This is a genomic window from Janthinobacterium sp. FW305-128, assembly GCF_020858135.1.
Classification (GTDB): domain Bacteria; phylum Pseudomonadota; class Gammaproteobacteria; order Burkholderiales; family Burkholderiaceae_D; genus Janthinobacterium.
The window spans coordinates 213,016-233,450 of sequence record NZ_JACYMK010000006.1; the positions used below are offsets into that span (position 1 = coordinate 213,016).

Annotated in this window: 14 protein-coding genes; 11 read left to right on the plus strand and 3 right to left on the minus strand. The window is 61.9% G+C overall.

Annotated features, from left to right (window positions below):
- Positions 1 to 7: 7 nt before the first annotated feature.
- From IGS60_RS14675 to IGS60_RS14710, 8 genes are all read left to right on the plus strand, one after another.
- Positions 8 to 2,578 carry a chemotaxis protein CheB gene (locus IGS60_RS14675; RefSeq protein WP_230505181.1) on the plus strand — a complete coding sequence of 857 codons (2,571 nt, stop codon included), beginning with the start codon at positions 8 to 10 and terminating at the stop codon, positions 2,576 to 2,578.
- Positions 2,575 to 4,698, plus strand: a complete 2,124-nt coding sequence (locus tag IGS60_RS14680; protein WP_230505183.1) for a PAS domain S-box protein — start codon at positions 2,575 to 2,577, stop codon at positions 4,696 to 4,698. Before IGS60_RS14675 ends, IGS60_RS14680 begins: the two co-directional genes overlap by 4 nt.
- Before the next feature lie 87 nt (positions 4,699 to 4,785).
- On the plus strand, positions 4,786 to 6,939 hold the full coding sequence (locus tag IGS60_RS14685; protein WP_230505185.1) for a S46 family peptidase: 2,154 nt from the start codon (positions 4,786 to 4,788) through the stop codon (positions 6,937 to 6,939).
- Positions 6,940 to 7,087: 148 nt separating this feature from the next.
- Complete coding sequence (locus IGS60_RS14690; protein WP_230505187.1) at positions 7,088 to 9,862, plus strand: type VI secretion system Vgr family protein; 2,775 nt, start codon at positions 7,088 to 7,090, stop codon at positions 9,860 to 9,862.
- 25 nt (positions 9,863 to 9,887) lie between these two features.
- Entirely contained in the window at positions 9,888 to 11,945 is a 2,058-nt protein-coding gene (locus tag IGS60_RS14695; RefSeq protein WP_230505189.1) for a phosphatidylserine/phosphatidylglycerophosphate/cardiolipin synthase family protein, read from the plus strand.
- Between the two features lie 2 nt (positions 11,946 to 11,947).
- Positions 11,948 to 13,540: a tetratricopeptide repeat protein gene (locus tag IGS60_RS14700; RefSeq protein ID WP_230505191.1), complete on the plus strand. Its 1,593-nt coding sequence runs from the start codon at positions 11,948 to 11,950 to the stop codon at positions 13,538 to 13,540.
- Between the two features lie 4 nt (positions 13,541 to 13,544).
- Complete coding sequence (locus tag IGS60_RS14705; protein WP_230505193.1) at positions 13,545 to 14,642, plus strand: tetratricopeptide repeat protein; 1,098 nt, start codon at positions 13,545 to 13,547, stop codon at positions 14,640 to 14,642.
- Between the two features lie 128 nt (positions 14,643 to 14,770).
- On the plus strand, positions 14,771 to 15,304 hold the full coding sequence (locus IGS60_RS14710) for a hypothetical protein (RefSeq protein ID WP_230505195.1): 534 nt from the start codon (positions 14,771 to 14,773) through the stop codon (positions 15,302 to 15,304).
- A gap of 3 nt (positions 15,305 to 15,307) precedes the next feature.
- On the opposite strand, the gene IGS60_RS14715 is transcribed toward IGS60_RS14710, so the two are convergent.
- Entirely contained in the window at positions 15,308 to 15,799 is a 492-nt protein-coding gene (locus IGS60_RS14715) for a hypothetical protein (protein WP_230505197.1), read from the minus strand.
- Positions 15,781 to 16,428 (minus strand): TetR/AcrR family transcriptional regulator, encoded by a 648-nt coding sequence (locus IGS60_RS14720; protein WP_230505199.1) that lies wholly within the window; start codon positions 16,426 to 16,428, stop codon positions 15,781 to 15,783. Before IGS60_RS14720 ends, IGS60_RS14715 begins: the two co-directional genes overlap by 19 nt.
- A 67-nt stretch (positions 16,429 to 16,495) precedes the next feature.
- On the opposite strand from IGS60_RS14720, the gene IGS60_RS14725 reads away from it, so the two are divergent.
- The 3 genes from IGS60_RS14725 to IGS60_RS14735 all read left to right on the plus strand — a co-directional run bounded on the left by IGS60_RS14725 (position 16,496) and on the right by IGS60_RS14735 (position 18,259).
- The gene (locus IGS60_RS14725) at positions 16,496 to 17,014 is read left to right on the plus strand and encodes a DUF2867 domain-containing protein (RefSeq protein ID WP_086139281.1); all 519 of its coding nucleotides are present in this window, start codon (positions 16,496 to 16,498) and stop codon (positions 17,012 to 17,014) included.
- A gap of 85 nt (positions 17,015 to 17,099) precedes the next feature.
- Positions 17,100 to 17,711, plus strand: coding sequence for a nicotinamide riboside transporter PnuC (gene pnuC / locus IGS60_RS14730; RefSeq protein WP_070224181.1), 612 nt, complete (start codon positions 17,100 to 17,102; stop codon positions 17,709 to 17,711).
- Complete coding sequence (locus IGS60_RS14735; RefSeq protein ID WP_230505335.1) at positions 17,711 to 18,259, plus strand: AAA family ATPase; 549 nt, start codon at positions 17,711 to 17,713, stop codon at positions 18,257 to 18,259. The genes pnuC and IGS60_RS14735 overlap by 1 nt, the downstream gene beginning before the upstream one ends.
- On the opposite strand, the gene IGS60_RS14740 is transcribed toward IGS60_RS14735, so the two are convergent.
- Entirely contained in the window at positions 18,256 to 20,403 is a 2,148-nt protein-coding gene (locus IGS60_RS14740) for a TonB-dependent siderophore receptor (RefSeq protein ID WP_230505202.1), read from the minus strand. The genes IGS60_RS14735 and IGS60_RS14740 overlap by 4 nt on opposite strands.
- Positions 20,404 to 20,435 lie beyond the last annotated feature (32 nt).

Genomic DNA, 20,435 nt, shown 5'->3' on the forward strand with positions numbered 1-20,435 from the left:
CAGTAATATGTCCGTTCCCGACGTGGCCACCATCGTTTTTCCCGTGGTGGCCATCGGCGCTTCCGCCGGCGGGCTCGATCCCATCGTCGCTTTCCTGGCGAACGTGCCGCAGGAAAGCGGTATTGCCTATGTGGTGATCCAGCACCTCGATCCCACGCAAAAGGCCATGCTGCCGGAATTGTTGCAGCGCGCCACCAGCATTCCCGTCACGGAAATCACGCACCAGGCGGAGTTGCGGCCCAATCATATCTATGTGATCCCGTCGAATGCCGACTTGGGCCTGGCCAAGGGGCGTTTCGTGCTCAGCGAGCCGGTGCAGCTGCGCGGACACCGCCTGCCCATCAATACCTTTTTCGAAAGCCTGGCCAGCGAGCTGGGCGAACTGGCCGTCGGCGTGATTTTTTCCGGCATGGGCAGCGACGGCACGCGCGGCTTGCAGGCGATCAAGCAGGCGGGCGGCCTGACCCTGGCCCAGCATCCCGATACGGCCAAGTTCGACATGATGCCGCAAAGCGCGATTGCCGCCGAAGTGGTGGACCTCGTCGATTTCCCCGACAAGATGCCTGACAAGATCATCACCTATCTGTTCCGCAGCAGTTTCCTCAGCTTGCCGGGGCATGAGCCGAACGGCCGCAATTCGCTGCAGGAAATCGTCGCCCTGCTGTCCGAGCACACGGGCAACAGTTTTACCGACTACAAGATCAACACGGTGCTGCGGCGTATCGAGCGGCGCATGAGCTTGTATCAAATGACGTCGATGGAAGAGTACGTTCCCTACCTGCGCGAGAATCCGGCGGAAATCGACTTGCTGTTCAAGGAATTGTTGATCGGCGTGACGAGCTTTTTCCGCGATCCGAAAGTGTGGGAATACCTGAAGATGGTGGTCTTGCCGCAAATGCTGGCGGCCCACCCGGACGGGCGCGCCTTCAAGGCCTGGGTGCCCGCCTGTTCCACGGGCGAGGAAGCGTATTCGCTGGCCATGGTGTTCCATGAAGTGGTGGCCGGCATCAACCCGCCGTCGAAATACAGCCTGCAGATCTTCGCCACCGATCTGTCGGCCGATGCCATCGACCGCGCGCGCCAGGGGCGCTTTCCGCACAGCATCATCAGCGACGTATCTGCCGAGCGGCTGGAGCGTTTCTTTGTCAATGACAAGCACGGCTACCATGTGAAGAAAGAGATCCGCAACACGATCATCTTCGCCCAGCAAAACATCATTTCGGACCCGCCGTTCACCAAGCTCGACATCCTGTGCTGCCGCAACCTGTTGATCTATCTGAATGCCAAGCTGCAGCAGCGCCTCATTCCCCTGTTTCATTACGCCTTGAACCGCGATGGGATTTTACTGCTGGGCAGCGCCGATACGCCCGGTCATTTTTCCGAGCTGTTTTCGCCGCTGACCACGTCGACCCGGCTGTACCGCCGCCTCGACAATCTGGCGCGCCAGCGCCTGCCCACGTATTTTCCCACCAAGGTATCGTTGGCATCCCCCCCCACACCTAGCGACACGAGAGAAGTCAGCATGACTGGAAAGATTCAAGCCCATGTCGAGCAATTATTGCTCCAGAAATATTCGCCGGCCGCCGCGCTGCTGAACCAGGATGGCGACATTCTTTACATCAACGGCCGCACGGGCGCCTTCCTGGAACCGGCGGCCGGCAAGGCCAACTGGAATATCCATGCCATGGCGCGCGAAGGCTTGCGTTACGAGCTGGCCAGCCTGATCAAGCAGGCGCTGCAAAGCGAAAGCGTGGTACGCCTGAAGGGCCTGGTCGTCAAGGACCACCTGGGGCAATCGCTGGGCGTGGACCTGAGCGCCGAAGCCCTGAGCCAGCCCGAATCCCTGCGCGGCATGGTGTTTGTCACGTTTTCCAGTGCGCCTCTGGTGGCCGAGGCGCGGCGCGGCCGTTCGCCTAACCCCAAGGTGCTGGAGCTGGAACAGCAGCTGGCGCAGGCGCGCAATGAAATCCAGGCCGTGCGCGATGAAATGCAGACCTCGCGCGAGGAATTGAAATCGGCCAACGAAGAATTGCAGTCGACCAATGAAGAGCTGCAGTCGACGAACGAGGAATTGACCACCTCGAAGGAAGAGATGCAGTCGCTCAACGAGGAGTTGTACACGGTCAATGCCGAGCTGCAATCGAAAGTCGATGATTTGTCGCTCGTCAATAGCGACATGAAAAACTTGCTCAACAGCACCGATATCGCCACCATCTTCCTCGACAGCGATTTGCGCATCCGCCGCTTCACGGCGCCGGCCACGCAAATCTACAAATTGATCCAGACGGACTTGCGCCGCCCGCTCAGCGACATCGTCAACGACCTCGATTATCCGGGCCTGGAAGACGATGCGCTCGAAGTGATCCGCAGCCTGGTGTTTTGCGAACGGCAAGTACCGACCAAGAACGGGCGCTGGTACAACGTGCGTATCATGCCGTACCGCACGATCGAAAACGTGATCGATGGCGTGGTCGTGACCTTCATCAACATCACGGAATCGAAGCTGCTGGAAGCCCAGCTGCGCCAGATCCAGTCCGGCGTCGCGGCAGACGGGAAAGCAGGGGAGAGCGCCTCATGAGCGAACCATTCGACGAGGAGAGCGTGCCGGCCCGATTGCGGGAGCAGGCCGAACAACTGGCGGCGCAGCAGCGTCAGCCCGTGCCGCAGTCGAATGAAGAGGTGATACGCCAGCTGCATGAGTTGCAGGTCAGCCAGATCGAGCTGGAAATGCAGAACGCGGCCCTGGCCGAGCTCGAGCAGCTGAAGAATGAATATGAAAGCAGCCGCGACCGTTATGCGCAGCTGTATGAACAGGCGCCCGTCAGCTACTTCTCGCTGGCGCGCGAGGGCGTGATCACGCGTGTCAACGTGGCCGCCTGCGGCTTGCTGCAGCGCGACAAGAACCAGCTGCTGGGGCGGCGCTTCGAGCAATTCGTCGCGCCCCAGGCGCAGGGCGGCTTCCGCCGCTTCCTCGACACCGTCTTTACCTGCGGCGCGCGCCAGGTGCTCGAGGCGCAACTGTTCGAAGGCGAGGCGGGCGGCATGGGCGGCATGGTGCGCATCGAAGCCAATTTCGACGCGGACAGCGCCACGGCGCGCATGCTGGTGACGGACCTGGGCGATGAGCATGCGCGCGAATCGGCCTTGCGGCGCGCCTTCGTCATCCTCGACAGTATCCGCGAAGGCGTGCTGGTGACGGACAGCGCCAACCGCATCATTTCCGTCAACCCCGCCTTCACCACCATCACCGGCTACCAGGCCGAGGAAGCCATCGGGCGCGATCCGTCCTTCCTCGGCGGCGGCACGCATTTGCCGCATTTCTATGAAACCATGTGGCGCAGCCTGCACGAGGAAGGCAGCTGGTATGGCGAACTGGTGAACCGGCGCAAGAATGGCGAGCGCTTCGTCGAATCGCTGTCGATCACGCCCATGCGCACGGCCGATGGCGCCATCAGCCATTTTGTCGGCGTGTTTTCCGATATCACCGAACGCAAGCTGGCCGAGGCGGACCTGCGCGAACTGCACCGCGAGCTGGACCAGCGGGTCATCGACCGCACGGCCGAACTGCTGCGGGCCAACCAGCACCTGCAGCTGGAAGTGCACCAGCGCGAGCGGGCGCAGGAAGCCTTGCGCGATGCCGAGCGCTTCTTTCACGCCACCATCGATTCGCTGACGGACCGCGTGCTGGTGCTGGACCAGGCGGGCAGCATCGTGCATGCGAACCAGGCGTGCCTGGCCTTCGTCGGGCAAATCCCGCGGCCGCTGAACTACCTGGAATTTTGCGAGACCGACCCGCGCTGGCAGCGCAGCGCCGGACGCGAGCTGGCCGCCGGCATCCGCTCCGTCATTGCCGGTACTGCCGACACGTTTGCGCTCGAATACGAGTTTGCCACGCGCTCGGGGCCCCGCTGGTCGCAGGCCCGGATCAGCCGTTTCCTCGGCGAAGGGCCGTTGCGCGTGGTGGTGGCGCACACGGACATTACGGAACGCAAGCTGATGGATGGCGCTTTGCGCCAGTCGCACGCGCAGCTGCGCCAGCTTGCCCTGCACCTGGAAACGGCCAAGGAAGACGAGCGCAAGCGCATTTCGCGCGATATCCACGATGAACTGGGGCAAAACCTGCTGGCGCTGCGCATCGATATCTCCATGCTCAGCGCCCGCACCGAGGGTTCCCATCCGCGCTTGCACGGCCGCGTCGGCGCCGTGCTCAGCAACGTCGACACGACCATCAAGAGCGTGCGCGGCATCATCAACGAACTGCGCCCGATGGCGCTGGACCTGGGTTTGCAGGCCGCCATCGAATGGCAGGTGGGCGACTTCCGCAAGCGCAGCGGCGTCGCCTGCCGCCTGCTGATACGCGACGAGGCGCTGTTTGCCGCCATCGGCAGCCAGGCCGAGATCGTGCTGTTCCGCATCGTGCAGGAAGCGCTCAGCAACGTCATGCGCCATGCCCAGGCCAGCCAGGTCGAGATCGAGCTCAGTTCGGATGCCTGCGCCGTGTACGTGACCATCAGCGACAACGGCATCGGCATCACGCCGCAGCAGCAGCGCAAGAAGCAGTGTTTTGGCCTGATCGGCATTGCCGAGCGGGTGACGGCGCTGGGCGGGCACTTCGAGGTGGGCTTGCCCGCATCGGGCGCCGGCTGCCGCCTGGCCCTGCAGATTCCCCTGCAGGGAGTGAGGCAGCCTGCCGCCTGATACAGAAATTGCAATGGTTTGATTTTTGCCGACTCAGGTCCCTTGGACAGGCTATACTTTCGCCTGCTATTTACGGAGGGGCATATCTTGTTCAAAACAATCGTTTTACCAGTCGCCTTGTTGGGCGCGTTCGCCGGCGCACACGCCGACGAAGGGCAGTGGCAACCACACCAGCTGCCACAGCTGAAAGCCGAGCTCAAACGGGTCGGCATCGACATTCCTGCAGAAAAACTCGCCGACCTGAGCAAGCACCCGATGAGCGCCATCGTGTCGCTGGGCGGCTGCTCGGCCGCTTTCGTCTCCGACGCGGGCCTGGTGGTGACGAACCACCATTGCGCCTACAGCGCCGTGCAGCGCAATTCCACGCCGGAACACAATTACATCACCGACGGCTTTCTGGCCAAGACGCGCGCCAGCGAGCTGCCGGGCGGTCCGAACAGCCTCGTGTATGTGACGGACAAGGTGGAAAACGTCAGCGAGCGCGTGCTGAAAGGCTTGACGGCCAACATGAGCGGCCGCGCGCGCCACGAAGCCGTGGAAAAGCGCATCAAGGACCTGATCGCCGAATGCGAGACGGACAAGATGTACCGCTGCTCCGTGCCTGCCTTCCACCGCGGCCTCGAGTACTACCGCATCCGCCAGATGATGATACGCGACGTGCGCCTCGTGTATGCGCCATCGGACAAGATCGGCAACTTCGGCGGCGACACCGACAACTACGAATGGCCGCGCCACACGGGCGACTACTCGTTCCTGCGCGCCTACGTGGGCAAGGATGGCCGTCCGGCCGACCCGTCGCCCGACAACGTGCCCTACAAGTCGAAGGACTTCCTGGTGGTGTCGGCCGAAGGCTTGAAGGCCGGCGACGGCATCTTGCTGGCGGGCTACCCCGGCCGCACCAGCCGCTACAAGCTGCCGGCGGAAATCCGCTTCGCGCGCGATACGGCCTTCCCCCTGAAAGTATCCGAACTGCAAGCCGACCTGGCCGTGATGGCCGCCGCCACGCAGGGCGATGCGGCCGCCGCCGTGCGCTATGCGAGCGTGGTGAAAAGCATCAACAACGTGCTGAAGAAAACCCAGGGCTTGCTCGACGGTTTCGCCCGCAAGGACATCGCCGCCATCAAGGATGGGCAGGATGCCGAGTTCCGCGCCTGGTACGCGAAACAGCCGAACGTGTCGGCCACCCTGCTGGCCGAACTGGACGCGGCGATCGCCAGCGACATGGCCTTGAGCGAAGAGGAGTTCGCCTGGACGGTGGCCACCAACAGCGACCTGCTGAAAAGCGCGCGCACCGTCTACCGCCTGTCGCAAGAGCGCCAGAAGCCGGACGCCGAGCGCGAATCGGGCTTCCAGCAGCGCGACCTGGCCTTCATCAAGGCCCGTCTGGCCCGTTTGGAACAGTCGTATGTCAACAAGGTCGACCAGGCGCGCTTTGAAGCGGGCCTGAAGCGTTACGCGCAGCTGGCGGCGAAGAGCCATCCGCAAGGCCTGGACGCGCTGCTGCCGGCCCCAGCGGCCGTGGCGGCCCTGTACCAGCAGACGCAACTGGCTGACACGGCCAAGCGCCTGGCCTGGCTGGACAAGGACCAGGCTGCCGTTGCCCAGTCCGACGACGCTTTCATGCAGCTGGCCGTCAAGCTGTATCCGGTGGAACTGGCGCTGGAAGAGCGCCGCAAGGAAATCGACGGCAACCTGGAACGCGTGATTCCGCAATACATGCAAGCCGTGATTGCGTGGAAGAAATCACAAGGCAAGCCGGTCTATCCTGACGCCAACTCGACCCTGCGCGTGACCTACGGCACGGTCTTGCCGTACTCGCCGCGCGACGGCATCACCAAGGGGCCGTTCACGACCGTGGAAGGCATCGTCGAGAAAGTCACGGGCAAGGCCCCGTTCGAAGCGCCGCAAGGCTTGATCGATGCCGTCAAGCAAAAACGCTACGGCCAGTTCCGCGACCCGGTGCTGGGTACCGTGCCGGTCAACTTCCTCACCAGCGCGGACACCACGGGCGGCAATTCCGGCTCGGCCGTGATGAACAAGCGCGGCGAACTGATCGGCCTGAACTTCGATTCGACGTATGAATCGATCACCAAGGACTGGTACTTCGACACGGCCATCACGCGCGCCATCCACCTCGACATCCGCTACATGCTGTGGGTGATGAAGGAAGTGGACCACGCGGATAACTTGCTGCAGGAAATGACCATCAAGTATCCGAAAGCAGTCAAAGCCGCGAAGTAATCAGTTTTAGCAAGCGCTGGTACAAAGCCGCATCCGCCCCAGGGCCGATGCGGCTTTTTTGCGTATGGGCAACTGGTTTGAGTTCCATCAATATGCCAGCGTCCACCATGGTTAGCATGGACCAGGGAAACTATGGGATGGAGGCAACATGGATGATGGCGAGCTGGCAGCCGATCTGGCGCGGCTTTTCGGGGCGGACAGGCGAGTCCAGGACAGCCGCTTGCTGCGCATGGATTTTCCGCGCGAGGACGGTCCGCCCGATACCGCGCTGCTGGTCAACAGCTTGCGGGCACACGAGGAAATGTCGCGCGACTTCCGCTTCGACGTCGAACTGCTGTCCGACAATCTCCACGTCCCCCTGACGGCGATGATGGGACGCATGGTCACGATTTCGCTGGTGCGCGATGATGGCAGCTTGCGCTATTTTAATGGTTATGTCGGCGAATTTCGCCTGTTGCGCAGCGATGGCGGTTTCGCGTTCTACCAGATGGTGCTGCAACCCTGGCTGGCGTTGTCCAGGCTGCGCATGGACAACGTCTCGTTCCACGAGCGCACGGTCATCGACATCAGCGAAACGACCTTCGATCATTATGTGCAGCGCGACTGGCAAAACCGGCTGCATGAGGAAAAAGCAATTTTAAGCTGCGCCAACCAGCATAATGAAACCGATTACAACCATCTGCACCGGCGCTGGGAAGACCAGGGTATCCATTACTGGTATGAACATCGCGCCGACGGTCATACGCTGTGTTTGGGCGACAATACCTGGCTGAGCGACAGCATCGATCCAGGCGACGGCCATGCCAGCGAAGCCGACGAGATGGTGTATCGCAGCGGCGCGGGCTCGCTGGAGCGCGACGGCATACGCGATTGGCAGGCAATACGCAAGATCGCTTCAGGCTCGCTCACGCTGGCCAGCTTCAACTACAAGCATCCGTATGCCAGCCGCGCCAGCGCCTATGCGCTGCACGAGCAGGGCGACGTGTTTGCCCATGAACTGTATCAAAACACCGGCTATGGCTATGCCGGCATGGGCGACGGCGAAGCGCTGGCGCAACGCCGCCTGGAGGAGCAGAACTGCCAGGCGCAATACTTCGAAGCTGGCGGCAATCACCGCTGCGCCCAGGCCGGGCGCAGTTTCACGCTGGGCGGACACTTCAGCGCCCAGCAATCCATGCCGGCCAGAGGTGAGGAGGCGCGCCCGGACATCGGCGCGCGCGAATACCTGATCCTGTCCGTCGATCATATCGCCAGCAACAATTACCAGGCAGGCACGGGCGCGAAGTCGCATTATGAAAACCGGTTTAACTGCATCCGCAAGAGCATCCGCTGGTATCCGGGGCGGCACTTCAACAGCAGGCCTTGCGCGTTGCCCGGCGTGCAGACGGCGATCGTCACCGGGCCGGCAGGCGAAACCATCCATACCGACGGGCTGGGCCGGGTGAAGGTGCAATTCCACTGGGACCGGCTGGGCAAGTTCGACGCGGGCAGTTCGCCATGGATCCGGGTCATGACGCCATGGGCGGGCCAGGCGTTTGGCCAGATCGCGCTGCCGCGCATCGGCCAGGAAGTGCTGATCCAATTTCTCGACGGCAATATCGACCGTCCCGTCATCGTCGGCGCAGTGTACAACGGCAACCATGCGCCGCCGTGGAATTTGCCGGGGCAACGCATGCTGGGCGGCTGGCGCAGCGCCGAGCTGATGCCTGGCGGCGGCTGCGGCGTGCGCGGTAATCAGTTGGTGCTCGACGACACGCACCAGCGCATCCAGGCGCAACTGAAAAGCGATCATCAGCACAGCCAATTGTCGCTCGGCTGCATCAGCCGCATCGAAGACGCCAGCGGGCGCAAGGATGCGCGTGGCGAGGGCTGGGAACTGGCGTCAGACGCCTGGGGCGTGGCGCGGGCCGGCCGCGGCATGTTGCTGACCACCGAAGCGCGCCCTGGCGCCGCCTCGCATATCAAGAGCATGGATGAAACCTTGCGCCGGCTGGCCGAGGCTGCTGAACGGCACAAGGCGCTTGCCGCCCTGGCGCAGCATTACGGCGCGCAAGAAAGCGCCGCCCAGCAGGGCGCCGCCGCCGATGTGCTCAATGACCAGCATGCCGGGATCAAGGGCGGTGCCGGCAGTGGCGAAAGCGCATTTCCCGAACTATCCAAGCCGCATCTGGTGCTGGCCAGTCCGGCCGGTATCGAAACGACGAGCGCGCAATCGACGCATATCGCCAGCGCCGAGCACACGGCGCTGACGACCGGGCGCGACCTGTCGCTGGCGGCCGGCGGCGGCCTGTTCGCCAGCATCGGCGCGGCGTTCCGCCTGTTCGTCCACAAGGCGGGCATGAAACTGATCGCCGCAGCCGGCCCGGTGCAGATCGCGGCGCAAACCGATGCGGTCGATATCGTTGCTCACAAGGTGCTGGAATTGATCAGTCAGACCGACTGGGTGCATATTCGCGGCCGCAAAGGCGTGCGTCTGCATGGCGCCAATTGCATGCTTGAAATTAGCGACAAGGTACAGTTTTTTACCGCGTCGCCGACGCTGTTCCATGGAAACCTGGAAACCTTGGCGCCAAAGAACCGGCCGCAGCCGGAGCTGGAACCGCCCGTCGCGCCGGTAGCGGGGCAATTGCAGCATACGATACAGGCCCATGCGGATGGCGGCCAGTACGCCAATGTGCCGTACACGCTGTACAACGGGGAAGCCGAAGTCGAACGCGGCTTGACCGACGAATTCGGCCGCATCCTGATCGCGCATCAGGACGGCACGCCGCGCTACCGTGTCGTCCTTGGCAATGGCGAAGAGTTTTCATTGCAGGCGAGCACACGCTTCGACCCGGCCGCGGCGCCGGGCGGCGAACACACGCTGTCGAACCGCGGCTTGCGCGCGTTCGACGACACCAGCGACAGCCGCTGGGTTCAATGATTCACGACACTGACTGGAGAGCGCCATGCCGGAGTCGAGCGGCCGCATCGAAACCACCCATATCGACGAAGTCGGACGGACTGCGACCAGTTCGCTCCAGTGGCTGCTGGAAAACCGCAACCTGAAGGGCAAGGCCACTCATCCGATTACGCACAACAACAAGCTGACACTGTTCATTTGCGGACAGGAAGGGTTCGCCGACATCGCCGGCGAGATCGCCAAGGCTAAACATTCGATCGACCTGTGCTGCTGGGGTTTCGACCCGGGCATGGAACTGGTGCGCGGCAACAGCGCCACCTGGCCGCGCGGTGAAACGTTTGGCGACTTGCTGATCGCCGCCGCACGGCGTCACGTCAGGGTGCGCCTGCTGATCTGGTATGACCGTATCGGTTCGCCGATGGTGCGCAATATGCCGGGCTATTCGCATGACGCCTCATCATGGAAAGCCGATGGACAACGCTTTGATGACATCAGCGCAAAAGCCAGCCTGGCGATGTTGCACGATGCTGTCAAAAAAAAGAAACATATTTTAGGCAACGGTTATTGGGGCGAATACCTCCGGCCTGAGTCTATTCCGATGATGGCGCGTCAAGAATATTGTTACAGCTGGTATACGGCCGCTTTCAAGGGCCTGTTCGGGGGGCTGGAGATTCGTTTGCGGCACGGCGACAGCGCCGCGATCAGCAAGAGTATCGCGACCGAAATAAACCAGCCGCACGGCTTGACGATGGGGGAAATCGAAAAGCCCGGCATGCAATACCTGGGTACGCATCACCAGAAACCGGTCTTGATCGATTTCGACCACGAAGAAGGGGCCAAGGCCGTCGGTTATGTGATGGGCCTGAACTCGGTGACCGATTATTGGGACACGACGGCCCATCTGCTCGACGATACGCGCCGCGAACAGGGCGGCGTCAACGAGCGGCGCGAGTGTGTGCAGGGAGTGGCCGAGGACGGCGGGTTCGCCACCTTGAAGCCCTATCAGGATTACGCCTGCCGCATCGACGGCGGCCGTGCGCTGATCGCGCTCTACAACAATTTCGTGAAGGCGTGGGATCGCGCGATCAACGACCGCACGCGTTCGGCTTCCACCGACTGTGTTAGCCGGGAGTTGCCATGTGGCAGCCCGCCGGCGCGGCTGTTGCGCAAGGCCGGGCCGGATGACTCCACCGTGCAGATCGTCCTGACGCAGCCCGAGGAGCAGGACAAGACGATCAAGGAAACCTATTTTCGCGCCGTGACCCAGGCCAGCCTGGCGGCCGGCTACCTGTACGTGGAAAACCAGTATTTCCAGTATGAAGAATGGGCCCGGCACTTGCTGGCCGAGCGCAAGAAGGTGGTCGCCGCGTGGAAGGCCGGCAGTGTCAAGGCGGGCAAGAGTCTTGAAGACATGCCGGTCATGCACGTATTCATCGTCATTCCCGTGCCGGAGCGCGCGCAGATGGTGCCGCGCACCCACGACACGCTGGCGACACTGGGGCAGCAGGCTGGCATGACGGGGCAAAACACCATGATCGACGACTACAACAAGCAGCCGAAAACCCGGCATGTCAGAGGCGGATTCGGCATCACCAACGAGGTGGAAGTCAAGTTGCCCGACGTGGTGCAGCATGCCAACGGCATCAACAAACCCGGCGTGATGACACTCGAAAGCGAATTCGGGCTGAAGGTATCGGTGGCCATGCTCAATGTCAGCGCGTTTGACAAGGACCGCTGGCGCTACCGTGAAATCTACATCCATTCCAAATTGATGCTGGTCGACGACGTGTTCATGACGCTGGGCAGCGCTAACCTGAACCAGCGCAGCATGGCCGTCGACAGCGAGATCAATATCGCCACCGACGACCACCGCGTGGCCCGCGATTTGCGCAAGCGGGTGTGGCGCATGCATAGCGGGGGATTGGTTGATGGCGGGGAGGGGACGAAGGCGGAGATTGTGGATGCTTATCGGAAGTGGGTGGAGCTGATGGGCGCAAATCGCAAGAAAAAATGGGATAAATCTGAAAATGCACTTTTAAAGAAAATGACCGGTTTCCTGCTGCCATTGGAAGACAAACGCAGCTCCACCATACGCCTAGGCTGATCATGAGTAAAAAAAATACTGTCTTCTTTCGCCTGCCATTTTTTGCGTTGGCAGTTCTTTTCTTTGTTCCTTTGATTGCTTGCAAAATGCCTAACGACAAAGTCCTGCCACGCAACCAAAGCCTGCCACTTTTTAATCCCCATGTCGCGGACTTTATCTGTGAAACCGAGGCGAGCAAGGTGCCGCCCATCGATGCGCAAGCCGAGGACTGGTTTCTCGAAGCACGCGCTTTGGAAGATCCTGAAATTTTCGTGGAAGACCGCGATTACAAAAAAATCGTTGATCTGACGCGTCAGGCGGCAGAGCGATTGCACTGGAAGGCGATGCTCAATCTGGCCAGCCTGTATGTGGAAGGGCGCGATCCTGTATATGGTGAGGAAGACGCGGTGCAACTGGTGGAAAAGGCGATGCGCCTGGGCATACCTGCCGCCTATGACCGGATGGGGACGTATTACGCGAATGGCACGGGCGTTAACGGCGACATCACGCGTGCCTATGCCTTTTGGCAAAAGGCGGCGCAGATGGGTAACCCCCAAGCGCTGGGTTTTTTAGGAGAAAAACTCACTGCGGGGAAGGATTATCCGGGTGCTGAAATGTGGGGGAATATTCCTGTGGCAATCAAGATGATGGAGTGTGCACTGGGGCAGGGATATGGCCCATCCGCATATGATTTATCTTATTTATATGTTGTATTAAGAACGCCTGACGGCACGTCTGATGGGGAAAGAACAACTGAAACCAAAGAGCGTGCCTTGCAAGTATTACATACCGGAGTAAGGCTGGGCTGCGAGAAATGCGCAAACAAACTCACGATTGAATTCGGCGATCCGTTTGATCTTGCAAATATGCTGGTTCCGTACATTGATAAAGCGCGAGCGGAACGTTACGGCGTACTTAGTCGTGCCCTCGGCTTCAACCCCAATCGCCGCTTTCCCAACCTCGATAAAATCTTGCCATTGCCACCAGCCGATCTGCCGCCCTGGGATGGTCAACGAAAGAGCCTGCTTGACGCGGCCATGGGCGTCCGCTCGCCGCCAGCCACCCCGCAGCCAAGCGCCGCCTCGCTGTTACAAAAACCATATTTCCTGGCCGCCGACTATGCGCTGCGTCCCACCGGCTTGCACAGCGACGCACCGACTGCGCCGTTTTCCGCATACTGGCAACCGGCCGCTGGGCAGGATTTGACGGAACCGGCCCGGCTGTTCAGTGAAGGCGAAGCGTTCCGCCATTTCAGCGTGCTCGATGCTGACGGAAACAGTCGTTATGGCCCCGTGACGTGGGAGCAGTGCCTGACGATACGGCACAACCATGGCGCCGTGGAACCGCGCACGGTGCAGGGTTTGCTGCGCGAGGTGGCGCGGCCCGAGCCTTTGTTGAGCTGCGCTTGCGGCCAAGCCTGTCCGGTCAGCGGCGTCTGGCAACCGTGGGTGGCGGCCGACCATCCGCTGCAGGCCATCGTCAACCAGTACTGGCGCCAGGCGTGGCTGAACCAGGGCGCGCCGTTCCCGCGACCGCGCCGCGACTGGCTGCTGGACTTGCCAGATGGCGACGTGAGGTGGCATTTGATGGATGCGTCCCTTCCTGATCTTGGATAAGGCAATGGATAGCAATCAATCCAGCATGGCTGCCACAAGAGGACGCTTTGCATCGCTGATTGTCTTGTGCTGCCTGCTTGCCTGCAAAATGCCTAACGACAAAGTCCTGCCACGGAACCAGAGTCTGCCCCTCTTCAATCCCCATGTCGCGGATTTTATCTGTGAAACCGAGGCGAGCAAGGTGCCGCCCATCGATGCGCAAGCCGAGGACTGGTTTCTCGAAGCACGCGCTTTGGAAGATCCTGAAATTTTCGTGGAAGACCGCGATTACAAAAAAATCGTTGATCTGACGCGTCAGGCGGCAGAGCGATTGCACTGGAAGGCGATGCTCAATCTGGCCAGCCTGTATGTGGAAGGGCGCGATCCTGTATATGGTGAGGAAGAGGCGGTACAACTGGTGGAAAAGGCGATGCGGCTGGGCATACCGGCGGCCTATGACCGGATGGGGACTTATTATGCGAATAGCACCGGCGTTGACGGCGACATCACTCGCGCCTATGCATTCTGGCAAAAGGCTGCTGTCATGGGAAATCCTCAGGCGATGGCATTTTTAGGAGAGAAATTAAGAGCGGGAAGAGATGGTGCGATTCCAGGATATTGGGCCAATATTCCTGTAGCGATAAAAATGATGGCATGTGCGCTTTCTCAAGGATACGGGCCTGCTGCGTTTAACCTGCACTATTTGTATGCAATACCAAGAGCTGCGAATGGCGATGAGATTGGCGATCGAACTCCTACAACCAAACAGCGTGCTCTAAATGTATTGCATGAGGGAGTCAAGTTTGGCTGCGCCGAGTGCGCGAGCGCATTGGCAATTGAATTTGGTTCACCTTTTGATCTTGCCGATATGCTAGCGCCATATGTGGACAAGGCTCGCGGCGAACGTTATGCGGTACTTAATCGTGAACTGGGATTCAATCCCAATGCGCGCTTTCCTAATCTGGACAAGGTCTTGCCGCTCCCGCCCGCCGATCTGCCGCCCTGGAATGGCGACAGGGATACCTTGCTGCATGCCGCCAAGGGCATCAGCCCACCACCAGCTACCCCGCAGCCAAGCGACGCCTCGCAGTTACAAAAACCGTACTTTCTGGCTGCCGGCTAGGCGCAGCGTCCCGCCGGTTTGCCGTCCCGGCATCGCTCGCACTGTGCACGCGCCACGGCCTGCCGCATGGGCTGCGCCACGTATAATTCCGCGCACTATCCACCGCTATTCTTTTTCGACAGGTTCCCATGCCCCAGACTCCCGATTTACCGCCGGATTGGCACGCGTTTGAAACAGCCTATGACGTTGAAGCAACCTGGTTCAGGCTGGCCAATGCCTCGCTGGCGCTGCTGGGCGCGTCCGCTTTCAAGGATCAGGCATTTTCAGCCTTTGCCTTCAATGCCGTATCGTTCCCCTCCATTTCGCTGAGCTTTGACACCGATCCCGGTAACAGGGCGCGCGATTACTATCCTCCGGACTGGTCGAACGAGTGCATGGAAGCCGACGTGCCGGAAATCGGGCAATTGTGGGAGGAGGGCTACGCAAGGATCGAAGATGCTTTAAGCGAGCTGATCGACGCTGCCGATGACGAGCTGCTCTGCGCCATCGAGGAAGGCTATCTGCACAGCCTCAGGAAAACCATGGTGCGGCTGGAAACGAGCCGTGCTTTCGAGCAGATCAAGACGTGCGCGCCGTTCTGGACCGTGGTCACGCAAGTCGATGCCGATACGGATGAAGAGGAGCGCCTGCTCGATCAGGTGCGCCAAGACTTTCTGGCGTGAGCGCTATATCAGGGCTTGCCACGCCCTGACTTCTTCGTCCGTGAGCGCCGGCCCCCAGCCGCCGCGCAGCGCCGCATCGTGCTGCGCATAGTGCCCAAGCTGCGGCACGGCGACGTCATGCCTGGCACAGATATCAAGGACGGCTTCCAGCTGGCGCCTGCTGGCCGCAAGGTCATCGCCATGCCAGGTACAGGCGCTCGTTTCCAGCACATGCTGCGCCAGTGCTTCCAGCGTGCCCAGCAGGTGCCCCGGCAGTGCCGCGCGCACGTCTTCCGGCCAGGGATCGCCCATGCCCGTCATAGCCAGGGACGCAAAGCCCCGTTCCCAGGCAGCAAAATCCCCAGGCGCGAGCTGCGCCACTTTCCACACGTGAGCGGCGAACGCGGACAGGGCAGGATGATCCACATCAAAGCGCCGGCAAAAGCGTTGCAGGCACGTGACGGCAAGGCATTGCCTGGCGATTACGGAGAGCGTGTCTATCGAGATGTTGTGCATGAGTCAAAAGCTCCTGACGGCGCCTGCCGCAGCGCCTCGACCGGCAATTGAAAAAAGCGCGGCACCATGGCCGGCGACAGCGCGTCGTCGCCGTCCGCCATGGCCAGGCGGCCACTGAGCAGCAGCATCACGTAGCCATGGCCCAAGGACCAGCCGGCGCTGGCGGCGGCCTTGTCCCAGCGCGCATCGAGGCCCGCTTCGCGCACGGCCGCGCCTGCCGTCTGCAGCACATATTGAAAGCACGCTTGCGCCGCTTCCTGCAGGGCGGGGAACTGGCGCACGTCCTGGTGCTCGAACATCAGCCGGTAGTGGGCTGGCGCGGCCAGGGCGAATTCGATGTATTGCTGGCCCAGCAATTGAAAGCGCTGTTCGGCGGGCAAGCTGCCCGGCGGCGGCAGCTGCGTTTCCCATTTCTGTATCAGGCTGGCGAAGCCGGCCGCCGCCACCTCGGCCAGCAAGGCTTCCTTGCTGGGGAAGTGGCGGTACACGGCGGCGACCGAGACGCCCACCGTGCGCGCCAGTTCGCGCAGCGAGAGGGCGGCGTCATGCTGCTGCGCCAGTTGCGCGATGACGGTGGCGACCAGGGTGTCGCGCAAGTTGCCGTGATGGTAGGTGCTCGTTGTTGTCATTCGATGTTATCGCTGTTCACATTGTCGTGTATGATGGGCATGTTATCACTGAAAACATGGAGAGCACATGCATGAGATGAACATTGCCGTCCGCACCGTGGACTTGCCGCCAGGCGCCAGCATCGCCCCGCTGTATCCCGGCAGCAACCTGGCCGACGCGTACGCCGTCGATTTGCCCACCGCGCAGGCGCGCCAGATGGACATGCAGAGCCTGGCGCGCCAGCTGCTGGGCAAGCAGCCGGGCTGGGCGCGCAAGCTGATGGTACTGCGCGACGCCATCGTGGCGCGTTTCGGCATCCGGACGGCAAAACAGATGGAAGCGCGGCCCGGCAAGCGCATCGGCATCTTCCGCATCTATGCCGTCAGCGACGACGAGATCATCCTGGGCGAGGATGACAGCCACCTCGATTTCCGCCTGTCGGTGCTGCGCAACCGCGACGCGGGCCGCCATGGCAGCGTGACCGTCTCCAGCGTCGTGCATTGCCATAACCGGGTGGGGCGTGCCTATATCATGCTGATCCGCCCGTTTCACAAGCTGATCGTGCGGCATTCGCTGGCGCGCGCCGCCAGGGCAGGCTTCGCCTGAGGCAGGGAGGGGCGGACGGCAAGGGCAATCTTGCTTATTCATGGCCGGTATTGCATACTGCACCACCAGCCTCATCACGATTCCCATGAACGATACGCTTCTCCTGCTGGGTTTTGCCACCACGCCGCTTGAACTGATTTCCTTTGTCCTGGCACTGACAACCGTTGCGCTGAACATCCGCCAGAATCACTGGGCGTGGCTGTTCGCCATCATTTCCTCGGCCGCCTACGGTTTCGTGTTTTTCGAATCGCGCCTGTATGGCGACATGGCCTTGCAATTGCTGTTCATCAGCGTCTCGTTCTGGGGCTGGTACCAGTGGCTGCATCCGGCCAGCGGCGGCAAGACCCTGCCCGTCACGCGGCTGGGCATGCGCGGCTGGCTGGGCAGCGCCCTGGCGTGGCTGGCGGGCTTTGTGCTGCTGGCCTGGCTGCTGACCTCGACCGACACGGACGTGCCTCACGCGGACGGTTTCCTCACGGCAGGCAGCCTGGTGGGGCAATTCCTGCTGTCGCGCAAGAAGCTGGAAAACTGGATCGTCTGGATCGTCGTCGACGTGCTGTACGTGTGGCTGTACCTGCACAAGGACCTGACCCTGACGGCCATCCTGTATGCCGTGTTTGTCGTCATGGCCACGATCGGCTTGCTGGCGTGGAAAAAAGCGGCGCCGGCCGCGCCCGATGCAATGGTCCTCAAGTGATGGGCCGCTGCGTGCGCGTGGCCATCCTGGGCGCGGAATCGTCGGGCAAGTCGACCCTGGCGGCCGCGCTGGCCGAGCGCTACGGCACCGTCTGGGTGCCTGAGTATTTACGTGAATTCGTCGCCACGCAGGGCAGGGTGCCTGTGGCGGAAGACCAGTATGGGATTGCGCGTACGCAAGTTGAACGCGAAGCGGCCGCGGCCGCACAGGCGCGCAACTTCCTGTTCTGCGACACGACGCCCTTGATGACGGCGGTCTACAGCCGCCATTATTTTCACGGTGCCGACGCGCAACTGGCGGCGCTGGCCGATGCCACGCGGTACGACCTGACCCTGGTGACGGCGCCCGACAGCCCGTGGGTGGCGGACGGCTTGCAGCGCGAGTCCGAAGCAGTGCGCCAGCTGATCTACCGCTACCTGCTCGACGAGCTCGACGCGCGTGGCATCGCCTATCACGTGCTGCACGACAGCCTGGACGCGCGCCTGGAACAGGCGGCGCCCTTGCTGCAACAGGCGCTTGCTGCAGCGCCTGCCATTTCCCTCAATTAAAAATCGAACTGCGCCGACACCTTGAACGTGCGGCTGGCGCCCGGATACAGATAGCCGTCCGATTCCGGCGTCACGTCGCGCCAGTAGAACTTGTCGGCCACGTTGTTGACGGCGGCGCGCAGCACGGCGCGCGTGCCGGCGATGCGCGTGGCGTAAGCGGCGCCCAGGTTGAACACGTGGTAGGACGGCACGAAGGTCGTGTTGTTGTACTCAAATGCTTTCTTGCCCGCATATTCCCAGCTGCCATTGACGCTCAGGCCCGCCACTTGCTGCACGGCGTAGTCCGCATGCACGGCCGCCTTGAAGGCGGGCACGTTGGGCACGCGCTTGCCGTCGAGGTCCGCATTGCCCGTGCCCGACTGCTGGCTGTTCAGGGCCGTCACGGAAGCGCCCAGGCTCAGGTTGGCGCTTGCCTTGCCCTGGGCCGACAATTCCAGGCCGCGGTGCTGGGCCTGGCCTTCGCGCACGAAGTAGCCGGCCGTGTTCTGGAATTCCAGGCCTTTGCGGATCTGGAACAGGCTGGCCGCCAGCATGAAGTCCGGCGTCACATCCATCTTGGCGCCGAGTTCGATCTGCTTCGAGCGGCTCGGTGACAGTTCTTCATTGGCATTCATCGCCTTGCGGTCGGCCGTGCCGCCATGTTCCATGCCCTGCGAATAGGCCGCATACACGGACACATTGTCGAGCGGGGTGTAGACGAGCGATACATTCGGCAGCAGGAAATCGTGCTTGGCGCGGATTTCCGTGTCGGCCTTCAGCACGTACTGGTAGCCATCGACATTGATATGGCGCAAGCCGCCATGCAGTTTCCAGTTCGGCGCCAGGCTGACGATATCCTGCACGAAGACGGAGTTTTCCGTATCCTTGCGCACCAGCCGCACGGGGCCAGTGACGCCGGGCGACGTGCCGACGATCTGCGGCTGGTAGATGTTGCTCACGCCCACCCAGTCGTACACGTACAGGCCGGCGCGGTCCTTGCGGCGGAAGGTCGAGACGCCGGCCGTGAAGTCGTGGCGCAGGGAGCCGGTGGCGAACTTGCCCTGGATCATGGCTTGCGCGCTCAGCGGCTTTTTCGTCTCGCCCAGGCTGCGGTAGTCATACACGTCGTAATCGCCATTGCCGCAGAAGCCGGGGTACAGGTCCTGTCCGCTGCAGCCATACGGGAAGGCCGTGTAGTCGTCGCGCTTGAACGAGTGCTGGTTGGCCGACACGGTGGCGTGCCAGTCGTCATTGAACGCGTACTGGAAGCGCAGGCCGATATTGCTGGTGACGGTTTCCACGGGGCGCGTCCACGGCTGCAGGTTGAGCATGGCGTCGGCACTGATACCGGTCGGCAAGGTCTTATTGTTCAGCAGCTGGAAGCCGGGCGCCGTGGCCTGCGCCTTGTCCTGGTAGTCGGCGTCCAGTTGCAGCAGGGCTTGCGGCGAAATCTGCCAGTCGAAGGCGCCGGAAATGAACTTGCGGTTGCCGTCCGCGCCCTTGATGTAGGAGCGCAGGCGTTCTGCCGCCACGTTGACCCTGTAGCCGAAGCGCGTGTCTTCCAGACGGCCGCCCAGGTCGACGGCGCCGTATAGGGTGCCCCGCTCGCGCGCTTCCACGGTGACCGTGCGCAGCGGCGCGGCGATGGGGCGCTTGACGATGAAGTCGATCACGCCGCCCGGCGCGGCCACGCCCGCCTGCAAGCCGGCCAGGCCTTTCAGCACTTCGATGCGTTCCTTGTTTTCCAGCGGAATTTGCGTGTCGCCAGGAATGGCCACGCCATCCTTGCGGTAGCTGGAATTGTTGTCGAGCTTGAAACCGCGGATCGTGAACTGTTCCGCATAGCCGACGGCGTTGTAGGCATCGTTGATGCTGGCGTCGAGCTTGACGGCATCGCTGAGGTTGCGAATTTGCAAGTCCTGCATGTCTTTCTGCGAAATGACGGTGACGGACGCGGGCGTCTGCAGCAGCGGCGCGTCGCTGAAACCGCCCACGGAGGCGCGCTTGGCGGCCGGCGCCTTGCTGGCCGTGACGACGACTTCGGCCATATTCTGGGCCTGCGGCTCGGCGGCTTCGACGGCGTCATTTGCGGCCAGGGCAGGCGCGGCAAACGCGTGCAGGATGGCCAGGGTCAATACAGAAACGGATAAATTCGGTGTGGACATAGAGTGCTCGTGGTTCAAGCCGTCTCGGGAAA